We start from the raw sequence: 23,079 nt of genomic DNA on the forward strand, positions 1-23,079 counted from the left end.
GATGAAAAATGTTACCTTTTTAAATCCTGAGTTTTTCTGGCTGTTTGTACTGATCCCGATTGCTATTGCATGGCAGATATGGAAAGGAAGAAAACAAGCCTCGCTAAAAGTAAGCTCATTAAAAGGATTCAAAGCTAGACCCTCTTTTTGGTCGAAATTAAAACCACTATTGTTTGTTTTCAGGATTCTCGCTTTAGGCTTTCTGATTGTTGCTATGGCAAGGCCACAAACCGTAGATATTAGCAATAAGACCAACATAACCAACGGAATTGACATTGTAATGTCTATTGACGTTTCGGGAAGTATGTTAACGCGCGATTTAAAGCCAAACCGTTTGGAAGCATTAAAACGAGTAGCTTCGGAATTCGTTGAAGCGCGTCCAAATGACAGAATAGGGTTAGTAGTTTATGCAGCAGAAAGCTATACGAAAACGCCGGTAACCAGTGACAAGGCAGTTGTGCTTGACGCTTTGAATAGCGTAAAATACGATCAGCTTTTGCAGGACGGAACTGGAATTGGTATGGGATTGGCAACAGCTGTTAACCGATTAAAAGACAGCAAGGCAAAAAGTAAAGTAATCATATTGCTTACGGACGGAGTCAATAACTCAGGCTTTATTGATCCGAGAATGGCTTCTGAGATAGCAAAAGAGTATGGAATAAAAGTATATACGATTGGTATAGGGACAACCGGAATGGCGGAATCCCCTTATGCCATAGCTCCAAATGGCGAATTCGTTTACAGAATGATGCAGGTGGAAATCGATGAGCAATTGATGAAAGAAATTGCAAGAAATACAGACGGAAAATATTTCAGGGCTAAAAATAACCAGAGCCTGAAAGCCATCTATGATGAAATCAACAAGCTGGAAACCACTGAAATTGAAGAACAGAAATTCTACAATTACGATGAAAGGTTTAGACCTTTTGCGATAGCGGCAGGAATACTGCTGTTATTGGAAGTTTTATTGAAAAATACGGTTTTTAGAAGCTTTATTTAAAAGATTATGTACGACGAATTAGACGAAAAAAAATATTTATACCTCCTGATTGTCATACCAATTCTGGTACTGATTTTTCTATTCAATCTCTATTGGAAACGAAAAAAACAGAAAGAATTTGGTGACCTGAAACTGGTTAGAAAACTAACTCCGGAAAAATCGGTTTTTAAATCGACTTTGAAGATTACAGTTTTTCTTTTGGCATTGGCCTGCCTGATTTTAGGTTTGGTTAATCCTAAATTGGGAACCAAGGTAGAAACTGTCAAAAGAGAAGGTATTGATATTGTTTTTGCTATCGACGTTTCAAAATCAATGCTGGCAGAAGATGTTGCGCCAAACCGTCTTGAAAAAACCAAGCAGATTGTTTCGCAAATCATCAACCAGTTAGGCAGTGATAGAATTGGGATTGTAGCCTATGCAGGAAGTGCTTTTCCAGTATTGCCAATTACGACAGATTACAGCGTTGCAAAAATGTTCCTGCAAAGTATGAATCCCGGAATGGTATCATCGCAAGGTACTTCGCTTGACGAAGCGATCCATTTGTCGTCAACTTTTTTTAGCGAAGACAGCAAAGTAAGCAAGCTGGTGATCATGATTTCTGATGGAGAAGATCATTCTGAGGGAATTGAAGGAGCAACAGAAGAAGCGAATAAAAACGGATTGAAGATTATAACAATTGGTGTCGGTACTGAAAAAGGCGGGCCAATTCCGTTAAAAAGAAATGGTGTAGTAGAAAGTTTTCAGCGTGACCAAAACGGAGAAGTCGTAATAACCAAACTGAATGAAGCTACGCTGAAAGAAATTGCCAAGAACACCAAAGGAGGTTATATTAACGGAAACAATACCAAAGAAGTAGTTGACTATGTAAAACACGCTTTGGAAAACATTGAAAAAAGTGAATTTGAAACCAAGCAGTTTGCCAATTACCAATCGCAGTTTCAATGGCTTTTAGGAATAGCATTCTTTTTGTTCTTTATCGATATTTTCTTCTTGGAGAAAAAGACAAACTGGGTGAAAAAGATGAATTTATTTAATGAAAAGGAATAATATGAGACAGCTATTGATATATACGCTTCTACTTTTTTCCTTTGCAGCAATCGCACAGGAGAAAGACAAAAATCTGTCAAGAGGAAACAAAGAGTTTAAAGATAAAAACTATGCTGATGCTGAAGCTGACTACAGAATTTCATTATCCAAATCACCAACCAAGGCAATAGCATCGTATAATTTAGGAAATACTATTTATAGGCAAAAACAGCCAAGCGAAGCAAAGCTGGCGTATGTCAATACAATAGAAAATGCCAAAACCAAAGCTGAAAAACACAAGGCATTTCATAATTTGGGTAATATTTTCATGACCGAAAAAAAATACACAGAAGCTGTTGATGCCTATAAGAATGCATTGCGTAACAATCCAAGCGATGAGCAGACCCGCTATAATTATGCTCTGGCTAAAGAATATCTGAAGAACAATCCTCCTAAACCGCCAAAAGACGATAAGAAAAAAGATAAAGACAAGAAAGAAAAAGACAAGGATAAGCAGAATCAGAAAAAAGACGGAGATAAGGACGATAAGAAAGACGACAAAGGCAAAGGCGACGATAAAAAAGACAAGCAGGACGGCAAAAATGATGAGGGAAAAAATGATAAAAATCCTGATCAGAAAGGCGAGCCTAAACCGCAGCCTGGCAACAGTCCGTCTAAGCAACGAATCGAGAACCTGCTCGATGCAGTAAACAATGAAGAAAAGAAAATTCAAGAAAAGGTCAATGCCAAAAAAGTAAAAGGCAAGCCGGTTCAAACAGAAAAAGACTGGTAAGATGTTGATTGCAATGAGAAAATATATAGTAGCATTAATTTTAATCTGTTTCCAAGGTCTTTCTGCCCAGGTACAATTTGAGGCGAAAGTCAGTAAACAGACGCTCGGACTTAATGAAAGGCTCCGTATCGATTTCATCATGAATGAAGACGGTGATAACTTTACGCCGCCTTCTTTTGAAGGTTTCCGTGTGGTTGGTGGCCCAAGCCAGCAGGTAAGCCAGACCTGGATTAATGGTAGGGCGACTTTTAATAAATCCTATATCTATATCCTGCTTCCGTTACAAAGAGGAACGGTTACAATCAAGCAGGCAACAATAGAAATTAAAGGGCAGACTTATAAAACAGCGCCTATAAAAATAAACGTAACCGCTCCTATTGACGAGTCTAAAGACCCGAGCAGTCCGGATTATGTGCCAAGTGGAGGAATCCATCTTATTGCTGAAATATCGAATACCAATCCGTATCTCAACCAGCCAATCACGGTTGTCTACAAACTGTATGTCAGCAATAATGTGAGTGTTAGGAACTGGAAAGAAATCGACAGCCCAAAATTCAACGATTTTTGGAGCCAGAATATCGATATCAAAAATCTTGTCGTTGAAAATGGCAAATACAATGGAGAAGACTATCGTTATGTAGTACTTCGAAAAACAGTATTATATCCTCAAAAATCAGGTAAGCTAACCATTGAGCCGCTTTCATTAGACATTGTTGTTGACCAACCAACTAATAATAGGAGAGATATTTTTGGAAGAGTTCAATTTGTTACAACAAATAAAACCGTTTCGGCAGGAAGCAAAGCCATTGCCGTGAAGCCTTTACCGGAAGCTGGAAAACCACAAGATTTTACTGGAGCTGTAGGGAAGTTTGATTTCGTTGTCAAGCCATCTAAAACGGAATTAAAACACGGAGAATCGCTCGATTTGGATATCAGCGTTTCAGGAAACGGAAACCTGAAACTATTTACCTTGCCAAAACCGATTGTGCCAAGTGCCTTGGAAATGTATGATCCGGTACACAGCGAACAGGTTTCGACACCACTTTCCGGAATGCAAGGAAAAATAGCAGACAAATATACTATCATCCCGCAATATCAGGGTAATTACACGATTAAAGGATTAACGTTCTCTTATTTTGATCTGTCTACAAAAACCTATAAGACCATAACTTCAAACGACATTGTTATTAAAGTTTTGGATGGGCCAACATCGTCAGATTCTTCTGTGGCAGCAACTCCGGGAGCTACAACAAACAAGCAGGCTGTGAAAAGCACAAATCAGTTCCGATTTATTGCTCTTAAGACACAGTTACATTCCACCCATAAAGAACATTTCTTTGGTTCGGGATTGTTCTATACGCTGCTATTCTTGCCGTTCCTTTTTATCCCAATAATTATTTTGGCTAAAAAGAGAAAAGAAGCAATCGACAGTGACGTTGTTGGAAACAAGAGAAAAATGTCTAACAGGCTGGCTAAAAAATACCTGTCTGAAGCTAAAAAACAAATCAATAACAAAGAGCCGTTTTATATTGCTCTCGAAAAGGCATTACATAATTTCCTGAAAGCCAAATTGCATATCGAAACCTCAGAAATGAGCAAAGACAAGATCCGTGAGATTCTTTTGGAGAGAAATGCAAGGCCGGAAACGATAAATGATTTTATAAACCTTACGGAAAACTGCGAGTTTGCAAGATATGCGCCTTATTCAAGCGTAGCCATCCAGCAGGATTTTGACAAGGCCGTGACCGTTATTTCCGAATTGGAAAAACAAATCTAACCACTGATAATTCACGTAAGGATTGAAAATTGAACAAAAAATGAAAAACATAGTCTACATACTGTTGCTTTTTACCCAGGTTTTTTGGGCTCAGGACAATTTTGAGGCAGGAAACAAGTTCTACCGCCAAGATAAGTTTGAAGAGGCTGTAAAAGCCTACGAGAACGTCCTGAAAACAAAACAGCACTCGGCAGAACTGTATTATAATCTTGGGAATGCGTATTACAAGCTGAATAAGACGGCTCCTGCGATTTATAATTATGAAAAAGCATTAGTGCTTAATCCGGACTATTCTGACGCTAAAAACAACTTGCAGTTTGCCCAAAACATGACGATTGACGATATCAAACCTGTACAGCAGGTAGGATTTGGAAAAATCATCCATGATTTTACTTCTTCTTATACCTATGACGGTTGGGCAAAAATTGCTATTGGCTTTTCAGTACTATTCCTGCTGTTTTTTATCGGATATTATTTTTCGGCCACTACTTTGCTCAAACGCATTTTCTTTGTGGGACTGTTTATTGCATTAATTGCATTGGTTGTAAGCGTTGCTTCTGCTATAACTGAAAAAGCTGGTTATGAAAATGACAGGCCTGCCATTATTTTTGCCGATTCGATAGGTATTAAAAATGAACCAAAAGAAAATGCAGACAATGCCTTTATGCTTCATGAAGGAACAAAAGTTCAGATTATCGAAACGCTGGATAATTGGAGAAAAATTCAGCTGGCTGATGAAAAAGAAGGCTGGGTGAATAAAGATGCCTTGAAGGAAATTAAATAGATCTTGAATTTTTGATTTAAGATTTGGGATTTCCGATTAGGCATATGTGATTTTAGATTTATGATTTTTGAGTCTGGAGTTCGCAATCTAAAATCTGCAATCAAAATTCGGTATCACATTTTTTTAATGTATATATAGGATTTAAGATTTAAGATTTTTGTCCGGAGTTCGCATACTAAAATCAAAAATCTGAAATCAAAAATTCCATTCTTCACAGTTGCACGTCAACCTGATGTCCGCAATCTAAGTTCATAAATCATAAATCTAAGATCTAAAATCATAAATCCACAATTAAGCGTCCTAAATCTAAAATCCTAAATTATTTCTTCAACTCATCAAACCATTCTTCGAAAACAGGAAAGATGAACTCTGAAATTTTTAGAATCGGGTTGTAAAACAGCGAATCATCGAGTGTTTTCTTTTCTGCAAAAGTGTTGCTAGAATTGATTTTTTGAAACAAGGACAAGGTAAAACTTAAAATCAGGCACATTTTCAAGACACCAAAAATTCCTCCCGCGATTTTATTCAGCAATCCCAAACTTGCAAAATTGGCTATAGAAGTAAAAAATTTTGCCAACAGTGAAATACTGATAACTACGCCTATAAAAGTTAGTACGAACGCCCAAATAGCAATGGTTTTTGGATTCCATGAAAATACACCTGCAAGGAATTCAGCTGTAATGAAAGAAAACTTTATAGCAATATAAATTCCTAAAAGCAGCGAAACCAAAGAAGCAAATTCTACAAAAAGGCCATTCCACAGCCCGCGAACCAATCCATAGACAAGGAAAATGCCTAAAATAATATCTAAAAATCCCATCAAAAAATAATAAGCAGCCAAGATAGATGACTTTGCATAGAAAAACAAAAATCAACAATGTATCTTTGCAGATTAAATTTACAGTTTGTGAGAGGAAATCCTCTAACCATAACTTAAAAAACTAAGATTCAAATGTCTAGAGATATACAATTAAAAGAACGATGGGAAAAGGTAGTCAGCCTGTTATCCCATCAATTTGCTGAAGGTGATGATAACCTCGATTTAGATTCGATTATCTACCTTATCGGCGTGCAGGAACTGGGAAAAGTTCATAATAAATTCAAAAAAGACGAAAAGCTAAACCTGATGCATATTGCGATATGTCGTTTGCTTGAGCCTTATGGTTTCTATGAATTTGATTATTTTGATAGTGAAGGATGGCCGCATTATAAGGTCAAAGAAGAATTGCCACCTTTGAAAGCAGGCGAACAATCAGTACTGATGAAAGAAGCAATCGTCAATTATTTTCTGGAAAGAGAATTTATCGATTAGAGATTGCTGAAACGTTCGTTTAGAGCGGGCTATTTTCATGGAAAAATATTAAATTTGCACCTTTACTAAAGAAGATGATAGACAAGATTAAAGAATATATTGGCGAAGTAGAAGCGTTTCAAACCCAAAATAAAGAGGAACTCGAAGCATTCAGGATAAAATTCCTGGGAAGCAAAGGCCTTATAAAAGATTTTTTTGCAGAATTCAAGAATGTTCCTAACGAACAGAAAAAAGAATTCGGGCAGGTTATCAATCAATTGAAAACTACTGCTGAAGATAAGCTAAAATCAATTCAGGAACTGTTTGAAAGCAAAGAAGAAACCGTAGGCATATATGGCGATTTGACGCGTCCGGCAGAACCTGTAAAAATAGGTTCACGCCATCCAATTTCTTTGGTCAAAAACCAGATTATAGATATTTTCTCTAATATTGGTTTTAACGTTTCTGAAGGCCCGGAAATCGAAGATGACTGGCATAACTTCACGGCATTAAACCTTCCGGAATACCATCCGGCAAGAGACATGCAGGATACGTTTTTTATCCAGACCAATCCGGATATACTGTTGAGAACACATACATCATCGGTTCAGGTGCGCTATATGGAAGAAAACAAGCCGCCTATCCGAACTATTTCTCCGGGACGTGTTTTCAGGAATGAAGCTGTTTCTTCACGTTCGCACTGTATTTTCCATCAGGTTGAAGGTTTGTATATCGACAAAGACGTTTCATTTGCCGACTTGAAGCAGACGCTTTTATATTTCACAAAAGAAATGTTCGGGAAGTCAAAAATCCGTTTGCGTCCGTCGTATTTCCCGTTTACGGAACCAAGTGCTGAGATTGATATTTATTGGGGATTAAAAACCGAAACCGATTACAGGATTACCAAAGGAACCGGCTGGCTGGAAATTGGCGGCTGTGGAATGGTTGACCCGAATGTATTGAAAAACTGCGGTATCAACGCAGATGAATTTACAGGTTTTGCCTTTGGAATGGGTGTAGAAAGAATAGCAATGTTGTTGCACCAAATTGGTGATATCAGAATGTTCTATGAAAACGATGTGCGATTCCTGGAGCAATTTAAATCTTCTATATAAGCTGCAAAGGTACTAAGGTACTAAGTCATAAAGTCAAAAGTTGGAAAGTAAATAATCTATTATAGACAACTACTTTCCAACTATCCACTTTCAACTATAAACTATCCATTACCCACTATCCATTATGAAAAAAGATATCGTTATCCCAAAAGTAGAAAACGTGTTCCTGGCCGCTGTTCAGGAATGGAACGACGACTTTATGGAAAAGGTATGGTATGTCTATCTGGTCAATGACAGTGATTTTGACCTGGATAGCGTTATGGTAGTGTCAAAGGCTTTCGGGACGATAGATGGCGAGATGAAAAAAACATCGCTTTTACGCCATGCATTTACACAGGTTCCGGCAGTTTCTGTAGTAAAAGTAGAAATGGTTGAAAAGAGCGTTTTGGTTCTTAACAACGAATTCATGGTTACTTATTTTATAGGAAATACGCTGTATGACAAAAAATTCGTTTTCCGTACGAATACCATCAACGAGCGTGCTACAGAAGAAGTGCCTATTCTGTTTGTAAACGGAGTTATCGTCCGATAAATCAGCCTTTCAAAATCTTAGCCTTTTCAACATCGAACTCTTCCTGAGATAATATTCCGGCATCCAAAAGCTCTTTTAAGTCTAATAAAGCTTGCTTTTTTGAAGCCATATCAACAGGAGTAGGAGTAGGAGCGGTTTCCGTTTTTGAACTGTTTGGATTAGCGGTATTAGACGGACTGTATTTCAGTAGCAACTCTGTAATTTCATTAAATCCCTTGATATTCGAATAGTCAATCGCTTTCTGTTCTTTTGCATTTACTACTGAAGCATCAGCTTCTTTTTCTAACAGCAACTTTACCATGTCTTTTTTACCATTGGCTGCGGCATAATGCAAGGCAGTATTGCCACTTTCATCCTGGATATTGATATTGGCACCTTTATCTAAAAGTAATTTGACCATGCTAACATGTCCACTTTTAGCGGCAACATGCAACAAACTTTCTCCGCCATAACCATAAGTAGTGTCTAAAGAAAAACTGCTGGAAATACTAAGACTATCTGCGGTTTCAACCCAATCCAGATAAGAATACATAGATGTCTCGTTTCCGGTTACTGGTTTGGAATAATTGACATCAACGCCATTTTCGATAAAAAGATCAACAATTTCTTTTTGGTTATTGGAACAGGCATACCAAACAGGTGACAATCCGTTTTTAGATGAAACAAAAAGATCGGCTCCCTTTTCTGTCAAAAGTTTGGTAAGCATCCGGTTACTATCATAGCAGGCCAAAAGCAATGCGCTTTCTCCGGAATGGTTGGTGTGGTTAATAGTCGCTCCATTTTCTAAAAGCAGTTCAACCATAGGTTGGTTTTTCGATTTTACGGCAAACAACAAAGGTGAATTTCCCTGTTTGTTGGTCGTATTTATATCGGCTCCGTTTTCTAATAATTTTTTGACAATAGCTGCATTTCTCCAACTGGCCGCTATAAGAAGCGGAGTTTCTGCTTCATTATTTTCTAAATCAGCATTCACGCCTTGTTCGAGCAATTTTTCCAAAACCTCAATTTGTCCGGTTTGGGCTGTAAGATGCAAAAGGCTATTTCCTTTAAAATCTTTGACGTCTGTTTTGGCTCCTTTTTCTAATAAGAACAATGCGGTCTGCTTTTGTTTTTGGAGGCAGGCAAAATAAAAAGGCGTTTCGCCCGCATGGTCTTCATAATCAATAACTGCGCCTTCGTCAACGAGTATCTTTACCAGGTCAAGATAACCATGATGTGCGGCATAATGCAGTGCTATCCGGCCTTTTTCATCGGTATAGGTTACATCAACTTCTTTATTGGCTAATAAAAGTTCGGCTATTTTTCTTTTTCCGCTTTCGCAAGCGATTATGAATGACATTGACATGATTTTTCTTTTTTGGATTAGGATTGCTTCATCAGCAGTTCAACAGTTTTTATTTTCAGGTTATCATCAGATGCCAGATCCAGTGCTTTCTGATCTTTATCGTTTGTGATTGATACATCAGCACCGTTTTCAAGCAAAAGTTTTACTTTTCTGTACATTTCCTTTGCTTTTTCAGCATCGTAATTCACATTGTAGGCGCAAACTTTATGCAATAATGTGTTCCCGGTATCATCTTGGCGATTGATGTCTGCAATTCCAGTGTCAAGTATAGCCTGCAAGACTTCCGGTTTTTTTTCGGCAACCAAATCAATAGGAGTGATATCCCGGCTGTAGTAGCTGCTGGTTTGGTAGATATCCGCACCATCTTCAATCAGTTTTCGCAATAACTCCAGGCTTTTTTCTGAACTGTCATACATCATTCTCATGTATTCGAACAACAGAGTGACTTGGTCTTTGTTAACGATATCCAGTTGCGGCATATCATAATTACGCAGCAGGTCGTATAGTCTTACATCTAATTTATGGGCAACAGTATAGAAAAAGGCTGTATTTCCATTCTTATCAGCATGATTAGGATTTGCCCCGTTTTGCAGAAGAAGATCGATATATTCGTTTCTATTGAATTCTATAGCTGTAATTAATGGCGTTTTTTGAACAATATCCTGAGCGTTGACATCTAAACCTTCTCCAATCAGAAATTCGAGATAAGAAAGAGAAAGTTCCGGTTTCATTAGGTTGGTTTTAATAACCTGTTGCAGGAAATTTTCTTCGGCGTTGTTTTTAAAGTTTACATCGCATCCTGCTTCGACCAATATTTTGATGCTTTCAAGGCTAGCACCTTTTTCGAAAAAGTAGCCCAACAGAGTTTTGGCACCGACTTCATCATTGATATTGTCAAATTTTGAAATAAATTCTTTAAAAAAGGCAAGCGATTCGTCATCTGTTTGCAAACCTCTGGTGACGCTTTGGAAAATGCTTTTATCAAAACTGTCAAATTCATAGACATCAGTCTCGATAACACCGTTTTCTAAAAACAGCCGGATGATTTCAAATTGTTTTTGTTGGAATAGCCGGTCGAAGATGCTCGACTTGCTGTATTCGTTTAGTGTTTTTGGAAGCTTTTCGCCATTGGCAATCTGATCTAAAACTTCAGAGAATTTTCCCGAGTTTAAAAGTTGTTCTAACATAGGTTGGATGGTTATTATTTATCATAATTACGAAAAATAATAACACAAGCCGAGAACTTTCACTTTATTTTCACAAATAGACTATTTTTCTTCTTTCACCGGGAAAGCCAAAGAAGCCAATACAGACAAAATTAGCACGCTTCCTACAACAGTCAGAGAGGCAGGCGATGAAATGTGATAGAAAGGCTGTATAAGCATTTTTACACCTATAAAAGCCAGGATGATTGCCAATCCATATTTTAATCGGCTGAACATATACATAAAGTTAGCCAGCAGGAAATACAAGGCTCTTAATCCTAAGATGGCAAAAATATTTGAAGTATACAGGATAAAAGGATCATTTGGCGCTATGGCAAAAATGGCAGGAATAGAATCGACGGCAAAAATCAGATCCGTAAATTCGATAACAGCCACAACAACCAAAAGCGGTGTTGCCATTTTGATTCCGTTTTCTACCGTAAAGAATTTGTCGCCATCATAATTTTCAGATACCTTGAAAAAACGGTGTACCAACTTGGCTCCCGGACTTTTTGTAAAATCTTTGTTTTCGTCATCGTCTTCTTTTGAAAACCACGATTTGAATCCTGCGAATACAAGGAAAAATCCAAAAACAGATAAGACAACATTGATGCTGACCAATTTTCCAAAGATTTCCATTTCAGGAAGATAGGTCATGTTGATAAGCTCAACGCCGGAGAAAATAAAAATTGCCCTGAAAATTAAAGCTCCGATGATTCCCCAAAATAAGACTTTATGGTGCAGATGTTTTGGAACATTAAAAAAACCAAAAACCAGAATAAAGACGAAAAGATTGTCAACAGAAAGTGCTTTTTCAATCCAGTAAGCCGATTGGAACTGCGTAAACTGCTCTATTCCCATCAAATAATAAATCACGCCGCTGAAACCCATAGCTAGCGAAATCCACACGATTGACCAGATAGCTGCTTCTTTGTTAGAAACTACGTGGCTTTTTTTGTTGAATACTCCTAAGTCAAGAAGCAACATAATAATGATTACAACAGAAAATGCGGTTAAGATTCCGGGATGGTTAATCAGGTGATCGACGTGGTTGTTTTGCATGGCAGGAATTAGTTAAGTTTTTCAGTTAGCTTTTTAAATACTTTTTTAGGTTCTTTTCCTTCATATAAAATGCTATAAACGGCATCGATGATTGGAGTTTTGGCACGCAAACCTTCATTGAGCTTATAGGCGCTGTTAGTAGCATAATAACCTTCCGCAACCATGCTCATTTCCATCATGGCTGATTTTACGGTATAACCTTTCCCAATCATGTTTCCAAACATTCTGTTTCGTGAAAATATAGAATATCCGGTTACCAATAAATCGCCCAGATAGGCAGAATCATTGATGTTTCGTTTCATTTTGTGGACTTTTCGGATGAATTTCTTCATTTCGCGTATTGCATTGCTCATTAGCAGTGCCTGGAAGTTGTCACCATAGCCTAAACCATGAGCCATTCCGGCTGCGATAGCATAAATGTTTTTTAGCATGGCAGCATATTCCGTTCCGATAATATCGTCAGAAATCTTGGCCTTGATGTAGTTGCCGCTAAGGTTGGTTGCCATGATTTTGGCTTTTTGCGAATCACCGCAAGCAATTGTCAGATAAGAAAGACGCTCCATAGCAACTTCTTCCGCGTGACATGGCCCGGTTATAACTCCGATACTGTCATAAGGAATGTTGTATTTTTCATGAAAATGTTCTCCGACAATCAGGCTGGTTTCCGGAACAATACCTTTGATGGCAGAAAAAATAATTTTTCCATCCAAGCTTTCTGTAAGATGCTCCAGTTCGCCACTTAAAAAAGCAGAAGGTATAGCGAAAATAATATAATCGGCATACTGTACAGCCTCGTTTATATTGCTGGTAAGTTTTAGTTTTTTGGTGTCAAATTCAACAGAACTCAAATAATTAGGGTTGTGTTTGAATTTTTTGATGTGATCAATCGCACTTTCATTTCTCATATACCACGCAATCTCAGTGAGATTAACGCAAAGCATTTTTGCAATTGCTGTCGCCCAGCTTCCGCCGCCAATTACGGCAAATTTTGGATGTTCATTCATTTCTGTTCGTTTGTTTGCCAAAAATACTCAAATTAGTGGTAATCGGAAATTAATTTCAACACTGCAACCTCTTTTTTGTCAGAAACCTACTCCATAAAACAAACACGGATATAATTTTAACTTAAAATTATGATTATCAATGCAATGCAATGCCTGTGTTGCCGTTATTGATATTGAGTTGGTTAGATTACAATACACGTTAAGAAATAATACGCCCTCGTATTATTAAGTTAGTTAAGATTTGTTTTTGGTGTTTTGAAAAAGGCACTCTTGAAAATTGTTTTCAGGAGTGCCTTTTGACTTTAAAATGGATTGCTATTAGTAGCTGAGTTCAACAATATTTTTTACTTTTTCAGGAGAAATATTTTTCTTTTCACCTAAGCCTTTCCAACCTCTTTCTTCAAATCGCTTGGCTATGAAATCGGCAGTTTTTTCATAGTCTTGGGTATATTCAGACAATTTGGTCTGCATTCCCATTCGATGGAAAAATTCGACAGTTTTTTCGATGGCTTCTACGGCCATTTCTTCAACTCCGGCATCGGCAATATTCCAAACCCTCTTGCCATATTGTGCTAGTTTGTCTTTTTTGGTTTCAAACATAACACGGTAAAGATTTGGGCCAATTATAGCTAAAGTTCTGGCATGGTCGATTTCAAATAAAGCAGTCAGCTCATGACCAATCATATGCGTTGCCCAATCCGTAGGGACGCCTTTTTGGATCAGTCCGTTCAATGCCATCGTACAGCTCCACATATAGTTAGAGGCCAACTTATAGTCGGTTGGGTTTTCTACCACTTCCGGCCCGATTTCGATTAGGGTTTGCAGAATTCCTTCAGAAATCCTGTCCTGTAACAAAGCATCGTGCGGATAGGTAAGATATTGCTCGAGTACGTGTGTATAAGCGTCAATAATACCATTTTGGATTTGTCTTTTTGGCAATGAAGCAACGACTTCCGGATCACAGATTGAAAATTTAGGGAATAAGGCAGGACCGCCAAACGAAAGTTTCTCTTGAGTTTCATTAATGGTGATTACAGCTCCCGAATTCATTTCACTTGCCGTTGCCGGAAGTGTCAGAACGGTCCCAAATGGAACGGTATTCTCAAGAATCCGAATTCCTTTTTGTAAAATATCTATTGGCTTTCCATCAAATTTTACGGCAGCAGAAATAAACTTTGTTCCGTCAATTACAGATCCTCCGCCTACAGCCAATATAAAATCCAGTTGTTTTTCACGTATGATTTCTACGGCTTTCATCAAGGTTTCATACCGCGGATTAGGCTCAATTCCTCCAAATTCGGTGATGTCATAGCCATGTAGCGCTTTTCGTACCTGATCATAAACACCATTTTTGAAGATGCTGCCGCCACCATAAGTAATCAGTACTTTAGCCTCTTTAGGGATGAGGTCTGAGATTTTTGCAATTTGTCCTTTACCAAAAACAAGTTGGGTAGGATTATATAATTTGAAGTTTAGCATGATTTTAAAATTTTATGTAAAATTACGAATCCGTCAGGTGAAAATGTGGTAAAGGTCTGTTAAGAAAATAACCTAAAAACGATATAAAGATGCTGCTTTACGGCAAACAATTTTTATATTTGTGTAAAAATTACGCATTTATTATGTCGCCAATTCAAAATATACGAGTAGCCGTTGATGCCATTGTTTTTGGTTATCAAAATAATAAGCTTTATGTACTTCTGATACAGCAAAAATTTGGTTCAGAAAAAGCCTATTGGGCTTTGCCTGGCGGTTTGGTAAAAGAAGAGGAAACCTTAAAAGAGGCCGTTCAGCGGGAATTGCAAGAAGAAACCAATGTAGCGATCAATTATTTTGAACAGCTTTATACTTTTGGAGATGATATTCATCGTGATTCCAGAAATCGTGTGATTTCTGTAGCCTATTTCGCTTTGGTCGACTCCTCAAAATTTGATATCAAGGCAGATTCTGATGCTGAAAAAGTAAAATGGTTTGAGATAAAAGCTGTTCCCCAACTCGCTTTTGATCATAATTTGATATTGAATAAAGCGGTTGAAAGAGTAAAAGCAAAATTGACTTACCAGCCTGTAGGTTTTGATCTGCTTCCTGAAGAATTTATGTTTTCGGAACTTGAAAATTTATATTGTACCATTTTAGAAAAGGAAATCGACAGGAGAAATTTTCGCAAGAAGATTTTAAGCTTCGGAATTATTGAAGAAACGGAGAAGTTTTCTCCTATAAAAAGTGGACGTCCGGCCAAGCTTTTCAAATTCAACAAGCAGAAATATTACGACCTTGAAAAAGCAGGTTTCCACTTCGAAATAAAATTTGCGTAAAATTTACACTAAATAATTTGACCGTTCTGTTTTTTTGTTTTATATTTGCGTAATAATTACACAAACTAAAAAACATGATACTCAATTTAGATACCCATTTCAATCCTTTTCCAGGCAAAAGAGAAATACAGTTCCAAAGCTTTACATTTTCAGGAGGTGAGCCTCATATCAAGATCAATCCTGATTTTGATGTTTCTGAACCGGTAACGATTACACATCGAATCAATTCTTTTAATGATTTTGGCTTGCTGCTGTTGGCAATCGATGCGTTGAAAAGAATGGATGTGAAATTGATAAATGTTTTTATTCCTTATTTTCCGGCTGCAAGACAGGATCGTGTAATGATTTCAGGAGAACCGTTGTCTGTAAAGGTTTATGCAGATATTTTGAATAGCCTGAAACTAAATAAAGTTACTGTTTTTGACGCACATTCTGAAGTAACTTCGGCATTACTTGACAATTGTGAAGTGATTCCAAACCATGCTTTTATTGCTGAAGTTTTGAAAAAAATAGGGAAGGAAGTAAAATTGATTTCTCCAGATGGTGGCGCTTTGAAAAAAATCTATAAAGTTTCTGAATATTTAGGAGGTGTTGAGGTAGTGGAATGCAGCAAAAGCCGTGATGTAAAGACCGGAAAGTTGTCTGGTTTTAAAGTCTATAACGACAATCTTGAAGGAATGGATTGTTTGATTGTAGATGATATTTGTGATGGAGGGGGCACCTTCGTCGGACTTGCAGAAGAATTAAAAAAGAAAAATGCTGGAAAATTATATTTAGCCGTAAGCCACGGAATTTTCAATAAAGGATTTGATGTTTTTCAAAAAGATTTCGAGAAAATATTTACGACAAATTCTTTCAGGGAATTTGATAATGAGATGGTAGAGATGGTAAAATTAAAATTAGAATGAAAACACAAACATTATATCGTTCGGTTGGATTGTATTAAATTATATCCAAATGAAAAAGGAAGAAATTAAGACGAATAAACAATGAAAGATATTGAATATAAAAAAGGAGATGCAACTAATCCTATAGACAATGGGAATAAGATAATTGTTCACATATGCAATGACATTGGCGGATGGGGAAAAGGTTTTGTGATGGCCATTTCAAAAAAATGGAAAGGACCAGAAAATAAATACAGGGAATGGTATAAATCTAAAGACAATTTCAATCTGGGAGAAGTCCAATTTGTGCAAGTCCAGGAAGATTTGTGGGTTGCGAACCTAATAGGTCAGCATAAAATAAACAAAGACGAAAACGGCAATGCCCCGATAAGATACGATGCCGTTGAAAACGGATTGGATAAGGTTGCAGATTTTGCACGCGAAATAAACGCCTCAGTACATATGCCCAGAATAGGTTGCGGTTTAGCAGGAGGAAAATGGGAAATGATTGAACCCATTATTGAAAAGACAATTCTAAAGAAAGATATTAACACAACAGTTTACGATTTTTAAAAAAGGAAATATGAACCCACTCTTATTAACAGACGGATACAAAGTCGATCACAGAAGACAATACCCAGACGGAACAACACTGGTTTATTCTAACTGGACACCAAGAAAATCAAGAATTGAAAATGTAGAGGAAGTAGTCTTTTTCGGATTGCAGTACTTTATTAAGAAATACATCATTGAAGACTTTGAGAGCAGTTTCTTCAAACAGCCAAAAGAAGAAGTTGTGAAAAAATATGCCCGAAGAATCAATAATTATTTAGGCGAAAATCAAGTTGGTACAAAACATATTGAGGATTTGCATGATTTAGGATACATTCCTATGGTTTTTAAGGCTTTGCCTGAAGGTGCAAGTGTTCCTATCCGTGTTCCTATGTTTACGATGTACAATACAAAACCGGAATTTTTCTGGCTGACGAACTATTTCGAAACCTTGCTTTCTGCCGTAATCTGGCTGCCTTGCAATTCCGCTACCATTGCGAAACAATACCGAAAAGTTTTGGACCGTTTTGCAGATGAAACTTCTTCTGTGCCAGAATTTGTAAACTGGCAGGCACACGATTTCTCCATGCGAGGAATGGGTGGAGTAGAAGCGGCAGTAACTTCAGCTGCGGGACATTTGCTGAGTTTTACAGGTACTGATACGATTCCGGCAATTGATTTTTTTGAAGAATATTATAATGCCAACTCAGACAATGAACTTATTGGCGGTTCAGTAGCAGCTACTGAACATTCAGTTATGTGTATGGGAACTACTGAAGGTGAGTTTGAAACCTTTGAGCGACTGATTACAAAAGTATATCCAAAAGGCATAGTTTCCATTGTGTCTGATACGTGGGATTTATGGAAAGTTTTGACGGACTATTTGCCAAGACTTAAAAATGACATCATTTCCAGAGAAGGAAAAGTCGTAGTTAGGCCGGATAGCGGAGATCCGATCCATATTTTATGCGGTAATCCTTATGGAAAAACCGAAGAAGAAAGAAAAGGAGCGATAGAGCTGTTATGGGATGTTTTTGGAGGAACTACTAACGACAAAGGTTATAAAGAATTGGTTCCTCAAATAGGAGCTATTTATGGCGATAGTATAACAGTTGAACGGGCAACAAAAATCTGTGAAAAGCTAAAAGAAAAAGGCTTTGCTTCTACGAATGTGGTTTTGGGAATAGGTTCGTTTACGTACCAATACAATACCAGAGATACTTTCGGCTTTGCAATGAAAGCGACTTATGGAGAAGTAAACGGAGAAGGAAGAGCTATTTTTAAAGATCCGATTACAGATGACGGAACAAAAAAATCAGCGAAAGGATTGATGAAAATTGAATTGGAAAAAGGAACCTACAAACTCATAGATCAGGTTTCTTGGGAGGAAGAAAGAAAAGGCGAGCTGAAAGAAGTTTTCAGGGATGGGAAACTGCTTCTTAATCACTCTCTTGCTGAGATTCGGGAAACAATTAAAAAATAATAAAAGGAAAAGCCTAAACTGTAATGTTTAGGCTTTTTATTTATTTCATGGAATTATTTCCCCCATTTTAATCTCTATAATCTGTGGTAAAAATCTACTTTTTATAGAACAGATTATGGTCGATATAATCCCATACTTTTTCAGGAAGCATAGGTTTTGCATTTTTTCCGTTTTTGATGCTTTCCCGGATTTTAGTTGAAGAAATTTCTACTATAGGAGCATCAATGACATGGATTTTTGGATGATCTGTAAATTCCGGACTGATAATCTCGTCAGAAATTCTAGGATAAACATAAATATCATGATTCTGGAGGATAACATCATAGTTCTTCCATTTATGGAATGAGTTCAGGTTGTCCTCGCCCATGATTAAGGAAAATTCATATTTTGGAAATTTTTCCTGAAGGTAAGCCAATGTGTTTACCGTATAATTAGGCTGTGGCAGCTTAAATTCAATGTCAGAAGGTTTTAATTTTGGATAGTCTTCTGTTGCCAGAAAAACCATTTGGAGCCTATGGTGGTCTTCTAATAAGGTACTTTTTTTCTTATGTGGATTATGTGGCGTCACAACCATCCAAACCTGATCCAGATCTGAAAATTCAGCCATGTGATTTGCGATTATCATGTGACCGACATGGATTGGGTTAAACGTTCCGAAGTATAATCCTATTTTCATTTGTTAAGGCTCTAAGCTACTAAGGTTCTGAGTTGCTAAGGCCCTTAGAACCTTAGTGCCTCAGCACCTTATTAAATCATTTTCAAATAATCGTAAACCAACTTATAAGCGTCGTTTTTCGCTATTTCAAGGTCGTAATTTTTCAGGATTACGTCAAATTCTTCGGCTTTCGCAATTTCTTTCTCAGCTTTGGCAATACGCATCTGTATCTTTTCGTCGGTTTCAGTCTGACGAAAACGAAGCCTTCTTTCCAGTTCTTCTACAGATGGAGGGCTCACAAATACGGCTAAGGTCTGTTTTGGATATTGCTTTTTTATATTCAGGCCCCCAATTACGTCAATGTCAAATATGACATGCTTTCCGTCTGCCCAGATTCGTTCCAGCTCACTTTTTAGCGTGCCGTAATAATTGTCTTTATAAACTTCTTCGTATTCGACAAAAGCATTTTCTTGTATTTTTTTCTGGAATTCTTCAGCAGATAGGAAATAATAATCCCTGCCGTTGATTTCTTCTCCTCTTTTTTCACGCGAAGTCGCCGAAATAGAAAAATCCAGGTGCAGTTCTTTTTGAGCTAAAAGGTATCGTACTATCGTAGTCTTTCCAGAACCGGAAGGAGCCGAAAATACTATTAATTTGCCATTATTCATTGTTGCGTTGTTGTTTGTTTTTACAAAACGTTCAAGACTTGTTCTTTGATTTTTTCCAGTTCGTCTTTCATCTGGACGACAAGCTTCTGCATTTGTGCATGGTTGGATTTGGAACCCATCGTATTGATTTCTCTACCAATTTCCTGAGTAATAAAGCCTAATTTTCGACCGTTGGCTTCGTTTCCAGCCAATGTTTCCATGAAATAATTCAAGTGGTTTTCCAAACGTACTTTTTCCTCCGTAATATCGTATTTTTCAAGATAGAAAATAAGTTCCTGCTCAAAGCGATTTTCGTCAACATTGACATTTAACTCTTCAATAGCGGTTTTTAAGCGGTTTTTTACCGTTTCAATCCTTTCGCCATCTAAAGCCACAGTCTCTTTCATTAACGCAAGAATGTTGCCAATTCTGATAAGAAATTCTTTTTCAAGCGCAATACCTTCTGAGGTTCTGAATTCCTGAATGTTTTCCAAGCCTTGGTTAATAACGCCTTGTATGGTTTTCCATTCGTTTTCGTCTAATTCCTCACGTTCGGTTTTTAACGCATCCGGCATTCTGACAGCCATTTTTAATAGTTCCGTATCATCACCATCAACAACTTGTCTCAGTTGATTGATATAGGCTTTTACGATAGGCACATTGATTTTGGACGAAGTTTCTTCGCCGGTAATTTCTATAAATAAAGAAAAATCTACTTTTCCTCTTTCTAATTTCTGGGCAATCTGATTTCGGAGCGTCAATTCCATTTCGCGATAAACATAAGGCGTTCTCACATTCAAATCCAAACTTTTGCTGTTTAAGGATTTGATTTCAACGGTAATTTTTTTGTTAGGCAATTGCAAAGTTGCTTTGCCGAAACCAGTCATTGATTGTATCATATTCCAATTTAAATAGCTACAAATGTAGTAAAAAGTATTGAGTCCGTTTTCAGGCACTTGAAATTAGATTCTTATCCAATAAGGATTTTGAATCAGTTTGTTAGTATGTTTTTTTTCTTTTGCGTTACAAGGTAGATTCCCAGAAAAATCATTCCGGCAGAAATTATCTTAATCAGGCTTAATTGATCTTTTCCTAAACCTATGGCAAACAATGTTGCGAAAAAAGGCTGTAAGTAGATAAAAACGGCAACAATTGTAGGCTTGAGTTCTTTCATCGACAAAAGATTCAGCAGGTAAGTCAGGAATGTAGATATTACAACAACAAACAGGATTTTAGTATAGACAGGCGTTGGAATAAGGGCCCATTCTATTTCCTGAACCTGTTTCCATCCAAAAGGCAGTACCATAATAAATCCAAAAAGATAAATCCATTTGACGAATGAAAAAGCACTGTATTTTTCCATTAGTTTTTTGACGATAATCAGGTAAAATCCATAAGAAACGGCATTGACAAAAACCAAAAAGTTGCCCCACATGGCATTGGATGCATTGCCAACACTTTTTCCGTATAAAATTAGCAGTAAAGTTCCTGCTAATCCCAATATAATACCGAGAGCTTTCCATTTCAGAATTTTTTCCTTCATGATTATGGCTGAAAGAACCAGTACAATCATGGGTGTAGTAACCATAATTACCGAAGCCATTATGGGTGAAGTAAGGCTTAATCCTTCGAAAAAGGTAAGCATGTTAAAAGCCACTCCAAAAAAAGCAGAAGCAATGATTCTTGGAAAATCATTAAAGGCAATTTTTTCTGTTTTTAAGAAAAGTGCGACAAGCCAAAATAGCAATGCAGAACCACCAACCCGCAAGACGATAAATCCAAAAGGTTTGACAAATTCCGGCATTACGTCTTTGGCAATCGTAAAGGTCACGCCATAAATAATCGAAACCATCAGGGCGCCTAATAAGGCCCAATTTCGGGTAGACATCTTACGAAAGCGCTTTGGTCACTTCAAGGATGTTTTTCTGGCTGTTGCCGATATAGATTTTTCCATCAATGATAAAAACCGGTCGGCTCAAAAAAGTATAATGTTCCAGAAGGTATTTTTTAAAATCGGCTTCCTGTAGATTTTTGTTTTTCAAATCCAGCGATTTGTAAAGCTGTGCCTTTTTGCTGAATAGTGATTCGTAGCTCCCTGACAGCTTGTGCATTTCTTCTAATTCTGCTTCTGTAATAGGATTCTGGCGGATATCATGAAATTCCAGCCTGTCCGTATTTGGAAGCGATTTTATGATTTTTCGGCAGGTATCGCAAGAGCTTAAGTAATATATTTTATTGTTCATTTGAGTAAAATTTAATAGTACAAAGAAAAATCATTTAAAGTTTAAAAGCTGTATTTTTATCAAAATTATCGGCAAATTATAAACATGAAATCTAAGATTATTTATGGCTTCCTTTTGATGGGATGTATGGCAATTTTATTCGGTTGCACTAAAAAGGAAACTATCGACCTGAAATTGAAACTTGAGGTTGGGCAAGTAGATAGAGTTTACGTGGCTACAGTAATGAAAGGCGGTTCTACGAACTATCAGAATATTGTAGAAATGAGATTTACTACAGAAGATATAAAACCTGATAGGAATGTGATTGGTGTAAAAGTTTTTAGAATAAGCATGACCTCAAATGTGGGAGGGCAACAAGAGAACTACGATTCTAATAAGGATATCAAGGAGATGACTGAAGAAGAGAAAAATATGCATCAGGAATTTCAGCACATATTGAATCAGTCTCTTTTGGTTTCTATAAATAATAAAGGAAAAATAGTGGAGCCTTTCAGAAACAAAAATGGAGATAGACGCAGACCTGCGGATCAGATTATTAATATTTCTAATATCTATATTCCTTTTCCCGATGAACCGGTTGGTTTGGGTTCTGAATGGAAATCAGAGAAAGAAGAACCATTGACAAAAATTAAAACGTCGTCTACTTATAAATTAACAGAAGTTAATGACGATCAGATTATTATCACTATAGCCTTAAAGATTGAGAATAAGGAAAGTTATTTTGATAATGAAGCCAAGGGTCATTATATTTTGGATAGAAAAACATGTAAGATGATTTCGGGGGATTTTTCTATGGATGTAAAAGACAATGGAGATGATGGAAAAGTCTTTTTTAAATTTCGAGCCATTCCAGATTAGAAAAAACTAAAAATACATTTCAAAAACAATTTTTTAATTAATAAATACCATGCACGAAGCATTCAATATCACTCTGCAGAACAGAAAAGTTTTAGAAAACTATCTGCAAAATTATTCTTTGGAACAATTAAACAAAGTTCCTGAAGGTTTTAATAATAACCTGATTTGGAATATAGCCCACATTATTGTTGTACAGCAATTATTGGTTTATAAATTGTCAGGACTTCCCGCAATGGTTTCAGACGAAATGATTTCGAAATACCAAAAGGGAACCAAGCCGGAAGCCGATGTGACGCAAGAAGAAGTCGATGAGATAAAGCGATTGCTTTATGTGACTGTCGAGCAAACCCAAGCTGATTTTGATAACCAGATTTTTAAAACCTATCACGAATTCACAAACAACCTAGGATTTACAATCCGAAGTGCAGAAGGTGCAATCGCTTATAATTATTATCATGAAGCCATGCATTTGGGAATGATGATGAGCATTCGCAAATTTGTGTAG

General features: G+C 37.0%; 25 protein-coding genes. 14 read left to right on the plus strand and 11 right to left on the minus strand.

Annotated features, from left to right (window positions below):
* The first annotated feature begins 1 nt into the window (after nt 1).
* Genes ABH942_RS15285 through ABH942_RS15305 form a run of 5 tightly spaced genes read left to right on the plus strand, consistent with a single transcriptional unit; the run spans nt 2 to nt 5,380 of the window.
* Nucleotides 2–1,000, plus strand: coding sequence for a VWA domain-containing protein (locus tag ABH942_RS15285; RefSeq protein ID WP_370033464.1), 999 nt, complete (start codon nt 2–4; stop codon nt 998–1,000).
* Nucleotides 1,001–1,006: 6 nt separating this feature from the next.
* Nucleotides 1,007–2,047 carry a VWA domain-containing protein gene (locus ABH942_RS15290; protein WP_370033466.1) on the plus strand — a complete coding sequence of 347 codons (1,041 nt, stop codon included), beginning with the start codon at nt 1,007–1,009 and terminating at the stop codon, nt 2,045–2,047.
* Between the two features lies 1 nt (nt 2,048).
* Nucleotides 2,049–2,819: a tetratricopeptide repeat protein gene (locus tag ABH942_RS15295; RefSeq protein ID WP_370033468.1), complete on the plus strand. Its 771-nt coding sequence runs from the start codon at nt 2,049–2,051 to the stop codon at nt 2,817–2,819.
* Between the two features lie 13 nt (nt 2,820–2,832).
* Nucleotides 2,833–4,596, plus strand: coding sequence for a BatD family protein (locus tag ABH942_RS15300; protein WP_370033469.1), 1,764 nt, complete (start codon nt 2,833–2,835; stop codon nt 4,594–4,596).
* Between the two features lie 40 nt (nt 4,597–4,636).
* Entirely contained in the window at nt 4,637–5,380 is a 744-nt protein-coding gene (locus ABH942_RS15305) for a tetratricopeptide repeat protein (RefSeq protein ID WP_370033471.1), read from the plus strand.
* Between the two features lie 319 nt (nt 5,381–5,699).
* Here ABH942_RS15305 and ABH942_RS15310 read toward each other — a convergent pair whose 3' ends face one another.
* Nucleotides 5,700–6,221, minus strand: coding sequence for a CvpA family protein (locus ABH942_RS15310; protein WP_370033473.1), 522 nt, complete (start codon nt 6,219–6,221; stop codon nt 5,700–5,702).
* Between the two features lie 111 nt (nt 6,222–6,332).
* Here ABH942_RS15310 and ABH942_RS15315 point away from each other — a divergent pair, with 111 nt between their 5' ends.
* The 3 genes from ABH942_RS15315 to ABH942_RS15325 all read left to right on the plus strand — a co-directional run bounded on the left by ABH942_RS15315 (nt 6,333) and on the right by ABH942_RS15325 (nt 8,318).
* Nucleotides 6,333–6,692 carry a hypothetical protein gene (locus ABH942_RS15315; protein WP_370033475.1) on the plus strand — a complete coding sequence of 120 codons (360 nt, stop codon included), beginning with the start codon at nt 6,333–6,335 and terminating at the stop codon, nt 6,690–6,692.
* A gap of 74 nt (nt 6,693–6,766) precedes the next feature.
* Nucleotides 6,767–7,786 (plus strand): phenylalanine--tRNA ligase subunit alpha, encoded by a 1,020-nt coding sequence (pheS, locus tag ABH942_RS15320; protein ID WP_139998679.1) that lies wholly within the window; start codon nt 6,767–6,769, stop codon nt 7,784–7,786.
* 124 nt (nt 7,787–7,910) lie between these two features.
* On the plus strand, nt 7,911–8,318 hold the full coding sequence (locus tag ABH942_RS15325) for a hypothetical protein (protein WP_370033477.1): 408 nt from the start codon (nt 7,911–7,913) through the stop codon (nt 8,316–8,318).
* Between the two features lies 1 nt (nt 8,319).
* On the opposite strand, the gene ABH942_RS15330 is transcribed toward ABH942_RS15325, so the two are convergent.
* From ABH942_RS15330 to ABH942_RS15350, 5 genes are all read right to left on the minus strand, one after another.
* Nucleotides 8,320–9,657 (minus strand): ankyrin repeat domain-containing protein, encoded by a 1,338-nt coding sequence (locus ABH942_RS15330; protein WP_370033479.1) that lies wholly within the window; start codon nt 9,655–9,657, stop codon nt 8,320–8,322.
* A 23-nt stretch (nt 9,658–9,680) separates the two neighbouring features.
* Nucleotides 9,681–10,850, minus strand: coding sequence for an ankyrin repeat domain-containing protein (locus ABH942_RS15335; RefSeq protein ID WP_370033481.1), 1,170 nt, complete (start codon nt 10,848–10,850; stop codon nt 9,681–9,683).
* 81 nt (nt 10,851–10,931) lie between these two features.
* On the minus strand, nt 10,932–11,930 hold the full coding sequence (locus tag ABH942_RS15340) for a TerC/Alx family metal homeostasis membrane protein (protein WP_370033483.1): 999 nt from the start codon (nt 11,928–11,930) through the stop codon (nt 10,932–10,934).
* Nucleotides 11,931–11,938: 8 nt separating this feature from the next.
* Complete coding sequence (locus ABH942_RS15345) at nt 11,939–12,934, minus strand: NAD(P)H-dependent glycerol-3-phosphate dehydrogenase (RefSeq protein WP_370033485.1); 996 nt, start codon at nt 12,932–12,934, stop codon at nt 11,939–11,941.
* 318 nt (nt 12,935–13,252) lie between these two features.
* Nucleotides 13,253–14,413, minus strand: coding sequence for an iron-containing alcohol dehydrogenase (locus ABH942_RS15350; RefSeq protein ID WP_370033487.1), 1,161 nt, complete (start codon nt 14,411–14,413; stop codon nt 13,253–13,255).
* A 143-nt stretch (nt 14,414–14,556) separates the two neighbouring features.
* On the opposite strand from ABH942_RS15350, the gene ABH942_RS15355 reads away from it, so the two are divergent.
* From ABH942_RS15355 to ABH942_RS15370, 4 genes are all read left to right on the plus strand, one after another.
* Nucleotides 14,557–15,249 (plus strand): NUDIX domain-containing protein, encoded by a 693-nt coding sequence (locus ABH942_RS15355; protein ID WP_370033489.1) that lies wholly within the window; start codon nt 14,557–14,559, stop codon nt 15,247–15,249.
* A 74-nt stretch (nt 15,250–15,323) separates the two neighbouring features.
* Nucleotides 15,324–16,157 carry a ribose-phosphate diphosphokinase gene (prs, locus tag ABH942_RS15360; protein WP_370033491.1) on the plus strand — a complete coding sequence of 278 codons (834 nt, stop codon included), beginning with the start codon at nt 15,324–15,326 and terminating at the stop codon, nt 16,155–16,157.
* An 81-nt stretch (nt 16,158–16,238) separates the two neighbouring features.
* Complete coding sequence (locus ABH942_RS15365; protein ID WP_370033493.1) at nt 16,239–16,709, plus strand: macro domain-containing protein; 471 nt, start codon at nt 16,239–16,241, stop codon at nt 16,707–16,709.
* A gap of 10 nt (nt 16,710–16,719) precedes the next feature.
* Nucleotides 16,720–18,171: a nicotinate phosphoribosyltransferase gene (locus tag ABH942_RS15370; protein WP_370033495.1), complete on the plus strand. Its 1,452-nt coding sequence runs from the start codon at nt 16,720–16,722 to the stop codon at nt 18,169–18,171.
* 94 nt (nt 18,172–18,265) lie between these two features.
* Here the strand turns inward: ABH942_RS15370 and nadD are convergent, their stop codons facing one another.
* The 5 genes from nadD to ABH942_RS15395 all read right to left on the minus strand — a co-directional run bounded on the left by nadD (nt 18,266) and on the right by ABH942_RS15395 (nt 21,716).
* A complete protein-coding gene (nadD, locus tag ABH942_RS15375; protein WP_370033496.1) occupies nt 18,266–18,847 on the minus strand; it encodes a nicotinate (nicotinamide) nucleotide adenylyltransferase in 582 nt (193 codons plus the stop codon).
* Nucleotides 18,848–18,918: 71 nt separating this feature from the next.
* Complete coding sequence (gmk, locus tag ABH942_RS15380; RefSeq protein ID WP_139998645.1) at nt 18,919–19,494, minus strand: guanylate kinase; 576 nt, start codon at nt 19,492–19,494, stop codon at nt 18,919–18,921.
* Nucleotides 19,495–19,514: 20 nt separating this feature from the next.
* Nucleotides 19,515–20,372 carry a YicC/YloC family endoribonuclease gene (locus ABH942_RS15385; protein ID WP_370033499.1) on the minus strand — a complete coding sequence of 286 codons (858 nt, stop codon included), beginning with the start codon at nt 20,370–20,372 and terminating at the stop codon, nt 19,515–19,517.
* Between the two features lie 92 nt (nt 20,373–20,464).
* Nucleotides 20,465–21,361 carry a DMT family transporter gene (locus ABH942_RS15390; RefSeq protein WP_370033500.1) on the minus strand — a complete coding sequence of 299 codons (897 nt, stop codon included), beginning with the start codon at nt 21,359–21,361 and terminating at the stop codon, nt 20,465–20,467.
* A gap of 1 nt (nt 21,362) precedes the next feature.
* On the minus strand, nt 21,363–21,716 hold the full coding sequence (locus ABH942_RS15395) for an arsenate reductase family protein (protein WP_370033502.1): 354 nt from the start codon (nt 21,714–21,716) through the stop codon (nt 21,363–21,365).
* 84 nt (nt 21,717–21,800) lie between these two features.
* Here ABH942_RS15395 and ABH942_RS15400 point away from each other — a divergent pair, with 84 nt between their 5' ends.
* Nucleotides 21,801–22,574 (plus strand): DUF6263 family protein, encoded by a 774-nt coding sequence (locus ABH942_RS15400; protein ID WP_370033504.1) that lies wholly within the window; start codon nt 21,801–21,803, stop codon nt 22,572–22,574.
* 49 nt (nt 22,575–22,623) lie between these two features.
* Entirely contained in the window at nt 22,624–23,079 is a 456-nt protein-coding gene (locus ABH942_RS15405; protein WP_370033506.1) for a DinB family protein, read from the plus strand.

The sequence above is a fragment of the Flavobacterium sp. 28YEA47A genome (assembly GCF_041262125.1).
GTDB lineage: Bacteria > Bacteroidota > Bacteroidia > Flavobacteriales > Flavobacteriaceae > Flavobacterium.

What these genes read in the sequence shown, in the direction of transcription:
- ABH942_RS15285 (WP_370033464.1), top strand. Translation starts at nt 2, where the DNA reads ATGAAAAATGTTACCTTTTTAAATCCTGAGTTTTTCTGGCTGTTTGTA.
- ABH942_RS15290 (WP_370033466.1), top strand. Translation starts at nt 1,007, where the DNA reads ATGTACGACGAATTAGACGAAAAAAAATATTTATACCTCCTGATTGTC.
- ABH942_RS15295 (WP_370033468.1), top strand. Translation starts at nt 2,049, where the DNA reads ATGAGACAGCTATTGATATATACGCTTCTACTTTTTTCCTTTGCAGCA.
- ABH942_RS15300 (WP_370033469.1), top strand. Translation starts at nt 2,833, where the DNA reads ATGAGAAAATATATAGTAGCATTAATTTTAATCTGTTTCCAAGGTCTT.
- ABH942_RS15305 (WP_370033471.1), top strand. Translation starts at nt 4,637, where the DNA reads ATGAAAAACATAGTCTACATACTGTTGCTTTTTACCCAGGTTTTTTGG.
- ABH942_RS15315 (WP_370033475.1), top strand. Translation starts at nt 6,333, where the DNA reads ATGTCTAGAGATATACAATTAAAAGAACGATGGGAAAAGGTAGTCAGC.
- pheS (WP_139998679.1), top strand. Translation starts at nt 6,767, where the DNA reads ATGATAGACAAGATTAAAGAATATATTGGCGAAGTAGAAGCGTTTCAA.
- ABH942_RS15325 (WP_370033477.1), top strand. Translation starts at nt 7,911, where the DNA reads ATGAAAAAAGATATCGTTATCCCAAAAGTAGAAAACGTGTTCCTGGCC.
- ABH942_RS15330 (WP_370033479.1), bottom strand. Translation starts at nt 9,657, where the DNA reads ATGTCATTCATAATCGCTTGCGAAAGCGGAAAAAGAAAAATAGCCGAA.
- ABH942_RS15335 (WP_370033481.1), bottom strand. Translation starts at nt 10,850, where the DNA reads ATGTTAGAACAACTTTTAAACTCGGGAAAATTCTCTGAAGTTTTAGAT.
- ABH942_RS15340 (WP_370033483.1), bottom strand. Translation starts at nt 11,930, where the DNA reads ATGCAAAACAACCACGTCGATCACCTGATTAACCATCCCGGAATCTTA.
- ABH942_RS15345 (WP_370033485.1), bottom strand. Translation starts at nt 12,934, where the DNA reads ATGAATGAACATCCAAAATTTGCCGTAATTGGCGGCGGAAGCTGGGCG.
- ABH942_RS15350 (WP_370033487.1), bottom strand. Translation starts at nt 14,413, where the DNA reads ATGCTAAACTTCAAATTATATAATCCTACCCAACTTGTTTTTGGTAAA.
- ABH942_RS15355 (WP_370033489.1), top strand. Translation starts at nt 14,557, where the DNA reads ATGTCGCCAATTCAAAATATACGAGTAGCCGTTGATGCCATTGTTTTT.
- prs (WP_370033491.1), top strand. Translation starts at nt 15,324, where the DNA reads ATGATACTCAATTTAGATACCCATTTCAATCCTTTTCCAGGCAAAAGA.
- ABH942_RS15365 (WP_370033493.1), top strand. Translation starts at nt 16,239, where the DNA reads ATGAAAGATATTGAATATAAAAAAGGAGATGCAACTAATCCTATAGAC.
- ABH942_RS15370 (WP_370033495.1), top strand. Translation starts at nt 16,720, where the DNA reads ATGAACCCACTCTTATTAACAGACGGATACAAAGTCGATCACAGAAGA.
- nadD (WP_370033496.1), bottom strand. Translation starts at nt 18,847, where the DNA reads ATGAAAATAGGATTATACTTCGGAACGTTTAACCCAATCCATGTCGGT.
- gmk (WP_139998645.1), bottom strand. Translation starts at nt 19,494, where the DNA reads ATGAATAATGGCAAATTAATAGTATTTTCGGCTCCTTCCGGTTCTGGA.
- ABH942_RS15385 (WP_370033499.1), bottom strand. Translation starts at nt 20,372, where the DNA reads ATGATACAATCAATGACTGGTTTCGGCAAAGCAACTTTGCAATTGCCT.
- ABH942_RS15390 (WP_370033500.1), bottom strand. Translation starts at nt 21,361, where the DNA reads ATGTCTACCCGAAATTGGGCCTTATTAGGCGCCCTGATGGTTTCGATT.
- ABH942_RS15395 (WP_370033502.1), bottom strand. Translation starts at nt 21,716, where the DNA reads ATGAACAATAAAATATATTACTTAAGCTCTTGCGATACCTGCCGAAAA.
- ABH942_RS15400 (WP_370033504.1), top strand. Translation starts at nt 21,801, where the DNA reads ATGAAATCTAAGATTATTTATGGCTTCCTTTTGATGGGATGTATGGCA.
- ABH942_RS15405 (WP_370033506.1), top strand. Translation starts at nt 22,624, where the DNA reads ATGCACGAAGCATTCAATATCACTCTGCAGAACAGAAAAGTTTTAGAA.